The organism is Sphingobacterium sp. UT-1RO-CII-1 (assembly GCF_026711005.1).
In the GTDB taxonomy this organism is placed as follows: Bacteria; Bacteroidota; Bacteroidia; order Sphingobacteriales; family Sphingobacteriaceae; genus Sphingobacterium.
Map to the genome: position 1 here is coordinate 227511 of NZ_JAPPVJ010000005.1, position 8485 is coordinate 235995.

The window sequence follows — 8485 nt, forward strand, 5'->3', positions numbered from 1 at the left end:
GGACGAAAAAAAGGATAAAAACGCAACGAAATTATTTTCCCTTTATCTTCTTTCGATGTTTCAAACCAAAACCAATCAATGCATTGACGACAGCCTCTGTTTCTTTGGCGTGTGGAGTAAGTGCATACGAAACAGTAACAGGTTTTGTGTTATTAACCGTTCGAGTAATGAGCAAGTTCTCCTCCAATTCCTGCAAGGATTTGGACAGAACTTTTGGCGTTATGCCCAAAGACTTTTCTTGCAAATCCTTAAATCTCAATGTTCCATAATTAGATAGATTATGTAGAATACAGAATTTCCATTTCCCACTCAATAATTCAAGGGCATCTTTAAGAGCCAATATATCTTCTTTGTGTAAATTGCTTTTTTTACTCTTCATTTTATAGTCACTTTCCAAAAGGTAATCAATAGTAAATGTATAGTTTATTTCAAATAATTTTGTAATCAGAACTTTAAAAATATAATTCATTATGAAAGTAACAGTAATAGCAAACATTTCGGCTAACGGAAGGCTTTTAGTATCGGATAATCCTCATCATCAGTTGCCAGCAGAAGCCATGGAGTTTTACGTGCAATTTGTAAGGCAAGTAGGAAATGTTGTGATAGGATTAAAGACCTTTGAAAATTTTCTAAATTTCCCTAAAGAGGTAAAAGAACTTTTTAATGGAGTAGAAATCGTGATATTATCCGACAGTCCCTATCAAGCCGATGGCTACACGATTGTTGGAAGTCCAGAAGAAGCCATTGCATATATATCGGCGAAAAACTTAAAAGAAATAGCCGTTGGTGGTGGGGTTGGCACTTTTAATGCTTTTATAGATAAAGATTTGGTAACGGATATTTATTTCAACATCAATCCTTTAATAACAGGAGTTGGTGGCATTTTAGGGAGTAACAGCGAACTTAACTCAAAGTTTAAACACAAAAAACACGAACTTAATGACGGTTTTCTTCAACTGCACCTAACGAAAGATAACTAAAGTATGTCTAGTAACAAGGGTTTGGCAAAATGCGCGGGATAAAATGCAAATTTGAACTTTTCGACTTCGATTCTCTGCCCCTTCGCCAAACTGCCTAACTGTTACACCTCATTGTAAGAACGACCGTCGGAACATACATCAACTAACAAAAGGACTTAACCAAGAAGATTTTTTTGAGGAAAATGAAGATTTAGTAAAAACAAACCTTGCATTTGCCTTGTGTGCAACACATACAAGACGGTGATATCGATCAAATTGTGTCTTTTAGGAAAATCGTTTCTAATCATATCAAACTGCAACAGCTATAGCAAAATCGCATAAATAATGAACAAACTACAATTGAAAAATGCTGCAAATCGACTTCGATTAGACTATGGGGTCGGATTAAATGAACTTATCCGTATAAAAGGCTGGATGCTTAAATTAGAAGTACTAGGCGTCTTCAAGCCTTTATCTGTTGAATTTTCTGGAATGGCTTTCAAACAAAACAAAAATCGCTTTACGCTAGTAAATCCAATCAGCGAATGGTTAAGTAGCATTTTACAGTAGCTCATGAACTCTGCCATCTGTTTTAAAGAACGATAAGAATTTATTGCTAGCTACTAAAATAGTATACACTTTATATCCACCCTGTTTTTTTTCTCCAAATATTGTATTCTTTATCTTGACTATCTATAAGTTCAATTTGATCACAATCAGGAACGAGCATTATTTGTTCATCAGACAAAATGGGTAGACCAGCTTCTAATCGATAGGCATTTATTTCCGAAGGGTTTTCTACAGGAAAAAGTACATCATTACTGATCATTTGTGTTCCGTATTTCTGTGGCTTACTTTGATAGACTAGGATCCTATCGTGCAAATAAGCTATATTTTTAAAGTCTAAATCGTCCTTATTTTCGAGCATTAAAACATAACAATTCTTCATAAAATCGGGTTCACCTATAGCATGCTGTACAATAAGCCAAGCTGCACCACTAGCCTCACGCCCCACCTTACTTATCGTAGGGTAGCCAATTTCAGAAATAATTATTTTTAACGCTTGACTATTAGCTTTATGTACTGCTTCCATTTCTGGATGATAACCTTTAGAAAGTTCTCCATCCATTAACAGCTTCTCTCTTACAGATAAATCATTGTCGGCTAACTGGATTAACCTGATTGCTATTTCTTCATATAACATATAATGAGTTTTAGAAGTATTTTATAAGTTGAATGATGTTAAAAATAATAGTAGTTGTTAAAACTATAAAGCCCTATCATTTTGATTTTTAATATATAAAAAAAGACTGAATAGCTTTCACTTAATAATAATCCTATAAAAAAGGCATCTCCAAGAAAAGGTTGGTGTTGTACTGCCCCTCCATATTTATATCTACAGCTTTAGAAACAACAATATCGCTAGGGTAATATGTATGAATTCCACTTACAGGCATCGCATCCCGTTCTTTTTCTTTCGAACAAGAAAAACCAAACAAAATGAAGACTAAAAATATTATTTTAAGTATATGTTTTGGATAGACCATTATTTTAAAACTTATAAACTGGCAACATAATTAAACACAAGACTGCATAAAATGCGTCTTTTCAACTCATAATGCAGTTTAAAAATGACTGATAAACTGGGGAGTTTTTCTTATTTACGTTTCGCATATAGGGCGCTTAGTCTCTTGGGTAAATGTTGAATATTTTGCTCGCACAATTTATATAATTCAAGCCCCTTTTCTGTAAAACCGTATTTTTCAATATAGGCCTGCACAAAATCTCCTTGTAAACTCTGATGTTCGCCATCGCAAATTCGCAAATAATCACAAAGGAGCGGATGATAAGCTTCACCTAAGAGGCCCAATGCAAATACAGCGAAGGTGCCTGGCATAGCGCAGTACTCGGCTTCTAGATCGTTGTACCACTCAAATTCTTTCATGGCTAATTTTGCATACGCCTCGATCTGTGGGTGTAGGGAGGGCCAATTTACGGCATTGGCAAAGAGCTGATGGACACCTTTTTTAGGTAGAGATTTGATAAAAAGCCACTTTTTTTCAGGACTACTAAACTTGACGGAATAGGAAGATGGAAAACCGAAGGATAAAAGCTGACATAGAAAATCCAGAACCTGCCTATAGGCTTCTTCACTTTCTTCCTTGACACTGATCTTGATCGTAGCGAAGACATCATTGGCCGAACAGGTGACAATAGCACTTTTATATTGCCTTACTTCTAATGGTAGGTCTCCTGAACCATTTTTCTTTAAGTTTGCCGGCATCTTACTACCAAGAGCAGTAACTATTTTAAAAATACTTCCAGCTGCGTACTGTCCGTCGCCACCTTTATATTTCACATTACAGACGGCAATATAGCAGGCAAACTTCAAATAGCTCTCCGGTAGCTGCCAGCTGGGTTCGCCCACCTTTAGCGTCCACTCGGGATAACCTTCTGTGCTTTTAACCTGCTCGAAAAACGGAGCCCGTATGGTGCGCTCTACCCAATAACGCAAAGTGGTGTCTACATCCCAGCTCCAGCCACATAGCTTCCGTATTTTTTCGGTGAATGTGACCGCTTTGTCGTAATCAAAATCGGCACCGCCTATTTTAAATAGATAATATTCAAAAGCAGCATTGACTAATATCTCACGACCTTGAACTCTAAAGCATGGATAAGATGGATAGCCTGGCTAATTACGGGTTTTTGCTAATCGGGCTTTGTCTTCTAAAATATCATCCACACAAGTATCAAAAATACCCCGTAATGAGGGCTCGTTCTTTATATCTTCAAAAATTAAATACTTTCTATCGTTTGCCATAGTTGTAGTACGAGTTCTTTCTACTTAGAATTACAATAATAAGATAATCTATACGATTCTCAATTATACGATATAAAGAAACATTTAGCTTTCACCTTACTTTTAGTTATAATCATTATATACTAGCTATCTATCTACATTATTACTCATTTTAACAAACCATCAATCATCTCTTTTACTTTTTCATTTCCTGGAAAGCCTGTAAATTTCTTCACTAGCGTACCTTCTTTATTATATAATACATACGAAGGAATCCCCTCGAACCCGAAATGATTCATCATATAATACCACTGATCCTTGTTAAGATAATAATGGTCGCTGCCAATTCCTTGTATCTTTGCTTCCCATAGCTTTTGGGGAGAAGACCCATTTGTGATATATACAAACACAACATTCTTATCTTTGAATTGCCCCTTTGTATCACTGAATTGATTCATTGCTTCCAAGCAAGGTCCACACCAGGTTGCCCAAAGGTCAATAAAAATCACCTTGCCCTTATATTTAGAAACAATATTTTCGATAATCTGGTCTTGTGCTACGGTTGAGACATCATTGACAACAACAGGTGATTTTACTTTGTCTAGTTCGACAACCCGCTCGTTGTTTCTAAAAAGTATTTTTGCAATCTCTCCTACTTTCCAATAGTGGGCTATATGTGCTTTTTGCTTTTCGGTTAAGGGTTTTACCTGTTCATTGAGTTGCTGGCTATAAGCGTTGGCTGCCAAAATATCATAATACAGTCCATCCTCGAACCCGACTAAATCAGCTAAAATAACTTTTACCCTTGCTAGCCAAGAAGGAATGTCACTTTCTCCGATTGGAGGAAGATCTAGTATTTCATTTTGAAGAATAGTTTTCTGCATTTCAGGAAATGCAAACCTTTGCTGAACGTGTGGGTCGTTGAAGTTGAAATCTTTCAAGAAACTGAAGTACGTTCGCTCAATCTTTTGAATTGTAGGCTTACCAACGGTATCACGAGTTGTGTTACGATAATTCATTTTCATATAATCTTCGTATTCGAAGGCCGAATACAAATAATGATATAAACGATATTCTTCAGATATAATACGTTTGACTTCTTTTGAAAGTAAAGAGTCTTTATCTACAATAACCTCTGATTTCTCGGACACCACACTCTTAGTATTATCAAGAAATTCGTCTAAACTTTTATCATATAACGGTGTAGGCGATCTCCCATATGCCATCATTTTATTTAAGACATCTACTATCCGGATTATTTCTGGTTTACTAAGGCTAGGATTAACCTCGACATTTTTTACTTCAAGATGGGAGTCATACGTTATATCAAGATTAGTGACACCACCATTTACAGCTTCGACCATGAAAACCTTGTTAAAATTGAGGTCCGTGTATAGCAAAACAAATGTTGTATCAGTTTCCACATCAAAGTCCAGAGAGAACTCGCCAGATTGGTCAACAAGACAATCGTATGTACTGTACTGTCCTGAAATCAGAAGTGGAATTTTAAATTTAACTTGAATATCATTCTCACGAATGTCATCAGGAATTATGATTTTCCCTGTGATTTTGGAAGTGCCTGCAACTACATTTGTTGTGCTTGTATCCATACCTATTGTCTGATTACATGACAAAAAGAATGCAATACAGCATAGAAAAATAAGCTTTATCTTAATCATTGCTACTTAGGTTTAAACTCTGCCTAAACTTTTTTAAGCCCAACCAGATTATATTGTTTATCTTATAAATATTTGAACAGTACAAAAGAATTCAATAAATTCTTTTGACACCATAATTTGTCTTTTAATTGTATTCGTGATACCGCAAGTAGTTTCTTTACTGTTATAAAAATACTTATTAATATGTGAAGTTACAAAAGACCAACAAAGTCAAAACCTTATCGCATGCTATGAAAAATCAAACACAAAAGAAGTGAATTAACGCAACTTTTATATCTAGCTATTGAAAAAAGGCTTATAGAACTTACCATTCCAGCAAGCTCCGGTTATCCCGCACTAAAATAGCTGCACAGTTTACCGTACAGCTATTTTAGCCTATAGATGTTTCTAAATAATTTATACCTTTACTTTTATTCATAACAGACCATACCATGATAAAAAACCTATCAACATTAGTTTTATTGTGCGGTATTTTGATGACAAATGCCCAAGAAAAAACAACAGTTGAGAAAGACTATGTTGCCTATCTTTTCAGTTACTTTACAGGAAATGCAGTTCATGAAGAACAAGTTCATTATGCTATTAGCAACGACGGCTACAATTATATTGCATTAAACGACAATAAACCCGTTATTACCTCAAAAGACATCAGTTCGACGGGTGGGGTAAGAGATCCTCATATCTTACGAAGAGATGATAATAAAGGTTTTTATATGGTACTGACCGACATGACTTCTTCCAAAGGCTGGGAGTCCAATCGTGCTATGATTTTGTTAAAATCCGAGAACCTGACAGATTGGACCTCAAGCGTCATTAATATTCAGGAACGATATAAGGATCAAGAGGATCTGTTGCGCGTATGGGCCCCTCAAACAGTTTTTGATAAAGAAGAAAACAAATACATGGTGTTCTGGTCTATGAAGCACGGAGATGGGTCTGACATTATCTACTATGCTTATGCAAATGATGAATTCACAGACTTTATTGGAAACCCTAAGCCCTTATTTATACCCAAGAACAAAAAATCTTGTATTGACGGCGATATTATTTACAAAGATGGATTGTACCATTTGTTTTATAAAACAGAAGATGATGGAAACGGCTTAAAAAAAGCGACAACAACAAGCTTAACTTCTGGGAAATGGGAGGAACACACCGACTATAAACAACAAACGACAGAGGCTGTTGAGGGCTCAAGTATATTTAAGCTAAACAATACAGAAAACTATATATTAATGTACGACGTGTATATGAAAGGGACTTATCAATTCTGTAAAAGTGAAAATTTAGATGATTTTCAAGTTATCGATGAAGAGGTAAGTATGAATTTTCATCCGCGACATGGCAGTGTGATCTCTCTAACGAAAAAAGAACTAGAGCATTTATTAACAACTTACGGCACACATGATGGTGTAGAAAGCGGACAAGAATAGATCCTGATGTATTTCAAGATCCAGCAACTGGAAAATTCTATCTGTAATGGGGGAATGGCTATGGAGCTGTTAATCAATTAAATAACGATATGATTTCATTAAAAGAAAATACTATCAAAGAAATGACTCCAGATTTTAAAACATCACTCTTTACAGTAACTTGATAACGACTTTGACCAAAACTATAGGTTGCTAGAATGGTCATCAAAAAAATATTTATAAAAAACGCTTTCATATCAATATTATAGTTTTTAATCAAAACCTGGCTGAACTGTTATTAATTAAAAGGGTATACTTGGTTACCAATTCCACGACCATACCTACCGTCACTCTCACCCATCAAAGATATCTTTCAATTGTTTTACCTGTACTAAATTGAGCTTTTTAATAAAACATCTTCCTCTCTATCATCTTATTGATTAAATACATTCACTTTATTTTAATTAACAACCCCATCCTCAATCATATACAAAACAACTGATCGTCGTACGTAAGGCATTACACTAATGTAATAGATATACACATCAAAAAAAACGCATGTTTAAGTAACAAGCGTTTTTATGTAATAGAATTATTAATAAAGCTCTAGCTGGAGCTTTTCGATTTTACTTTATTGAGCCCTCTTGGGAATTTTTCCGTTAACAAACTAGTACACCTATCACTTAAGCGCTTGTAGTATCCCTACAAGCGTTTAGCACCGGCTCTGCCCCATTGTATGGACAGCCCCAATTCGTGTGTGCTGTTACTGATAAAGCGGTTTAGCTCGCTATTTTTCAAATTCTGTTGATAGCTGTAGGCAAAACGGATATTCTTTAAGTTAAATTCGGCATGCCCCATCAAGTCACCGCGCTGCCTATAGCCGCCACCGATACCAAAGTTAGGCGTAAAGAAAATGAGGGCCGAGAAATCGAACTGTAAGCCTGTCACTTCCCGATAGCTGCTCAAAAGATTGGGGCGGATATAGATATTTTCGTCCAAATCAAAAATGGCAGCGGCGGATACATAAAACGTGTTATCACGACCAAACTGACGCACATAATCAGAATCGTTGGAACCAAAGATAGCCCGAGGCATAGCAAAGCCAACATAATAACGGCCAGGCCGAACCAAAGATGCCGAAAGGCCGTAAAGCAAGGTGCCATACTGCATATCGCCAAAAGCAGGGTCCGAGGGATCCAGCGAGCTGTAATCGCCGCGCTGCTGGGTATAACCCAAGTTTACACCCAAACCAAGATACTCCGACTCGGAAATCCGAAGCGTTTTGGTAAAATTAGCAGAAGCTTCGGTGCTCTGCTCCACACCTATTTTAAACTGTTTAGCATTTATACCTAAGACAATCCCCTGACTACCTAAAGCCATATTTGCGTTAAACCATATACTTTTGGGAGCTCCCTCCATACCTACCCATTGATGGCGGTACAATAACGAGGCATCGCCTTCCCCTTGCTCCAAAAGTGAGTTAAAACTGGGATTCAAGGTTTTTGAAAATGATCCCGACAGTGCCGGGTCTATATACTGTTGTGCAAAACTGCTATTAGAGCAGACGAGCACTATCCATGCTACAAATAGGAAACCGTAAAACCCTTTATTACTTTTTATCATTACTGCTATTTT

At 36.3% G+C, this 8485-nt stretch carries 10 protein-coding genes; 3 read left to right on the top strand and 7 right to left on the bottom strand.

Annotation, left to right across the window (positions count from 1 at the left end):
* Nucleotides 1-31: 31 nt before the first annotated feature.
* Nucleotides 32-379 (bottom strand): winged helix-turn-helix transcriptional regulator, encoded by a 348-nt coding sequence (locus ORI89_RS12790; RefSeq protein ID WP_268230880.1) that lies wholly within the window; start codon nt 377-379, stop codon nt 32-34.
* A gap of 91 nt (nt 380-470) precedes the next feature.
* Between ORI89_RS12790 and ORI89_RS12795 the strand changes: the two genes are divergently transcribed.
* Nucleotides 471-980, top strand: a complete 510-nt coding sequence (locus tag ORI89_RS12795; protein WP_268230881.1) for a dihydrofolate reductase family protein — start codon at nt 471-473, stop codon at nt 978-980.
* 324 nt (nt 981-1304) lie between these two features.
* On the top strand, nt 1305-1529 hold the full coding sequence (locus ORI89_RS12800; protein WP_268230882.1) for a hypothetical protein: 225 nt from the start codon (nt 1305-1307) through the stop codon (nt 1527-1529).
* A 70-nt stretch (nt 1530-1599) separates the two neighbouring features.
* Here ORI89_RS12800 and ORI89_RS12805 read toward each other — a convergent pair whose 3' ends face one another.
* The 5 genes from ORI89_RS12805 to ORI89_RS12825 all read right to left on the bottom strand — a co-directional run bounded on the left by ORI89_RS12805 (nt 1600) and on the right by ORI89_RS12825 (nt 5369).
* Nucleotides 1600-2163, bottom strand: coding sequence for a DUF6624 domain-containing protein (locus ORI89_RS12805; RefSeq protein WP_268230883.1), 564 nt, complete (start codon nt 2161-2163; stop codon nt 1600-1602).
* 133 nt (nt 2164-2296) lie between these two features.
* A complete protein-coding gene (locus tag ORI89_RS12810; RefSeq protein ID WP_268230884.1) occupies nt 2297-2506 on the bottom strand; it encodes a hypothetical protein in 210 nt (69 codons plus the stop codon).
* A gap of 110 nt (nt 2507-2616) precedes the next feature.
* A complete protein-coding gene (locus ORI89_RS12815) occupies nt 2617-3606 on the bottom strand; it encodes a DUF6138 family protein (RefSeq protein WP_326494316.1) in 990 nt (329 codons plus the stop codon).
* Nucleotides 3607-3651: 45 nt separating this feature from the next.
* Nucleotides 3652-3780, bottom strand: a complete 129-nt coding sequence (locus tag ORI89_RS12820; protein WP_268230885.1) for a hypothetical protein — start codon at nt 3778-3780, stop codon at nt 3652-3654.
* Between the two features lie 146 nt (nt 3781-3926).
* On the bottom strand, nt 3927-5369 hold the full coding sequence (locus tag ORI89_RS12825) for a TlpA family protein disulfide reductase (protein ID WP_268230886.1): 1443 nt from the start codon (nt 5367-5369) through the stop codon (nt 3927-3929).
* Nucleotides 5370-5869: 500 nt separating this feature from the next.
* On the opposite strand from ORI89_RS12825, the gene ORI89_RS12830 reads away from it, so the two are divergent.
* Nucleotides 5870-6871 carry a glycoside hydrolase family 43 protein gene (locus tag ORI89_RS12830; protein ID WP_268230887.1) on the top strand — a complete coding sequence of 334 codons (1002 nt, stop codon included), beginning with the start codon at nt 5870-5872 and terminating at the stop codon, nt 6869-6871.
* Between the two features lie 681 nt (nt 6872-7552).
* On the opposite strand, the gene ORI89_RS12835 is transcribed toward ORI89_RS12830, so the two are convergent.
* Entirely contained in the window at nt 7553-8473 is a 921-nt protein-coding gene (locus ORI89_RS12835) for a PorP/SprF family type IX secretion system membrane protein (RefSeq protein ID WP_268230888.1), read from the bottom strand.
* Between the last annotated feature and the right edge of the window lie 12 nt (nt 8474-8485).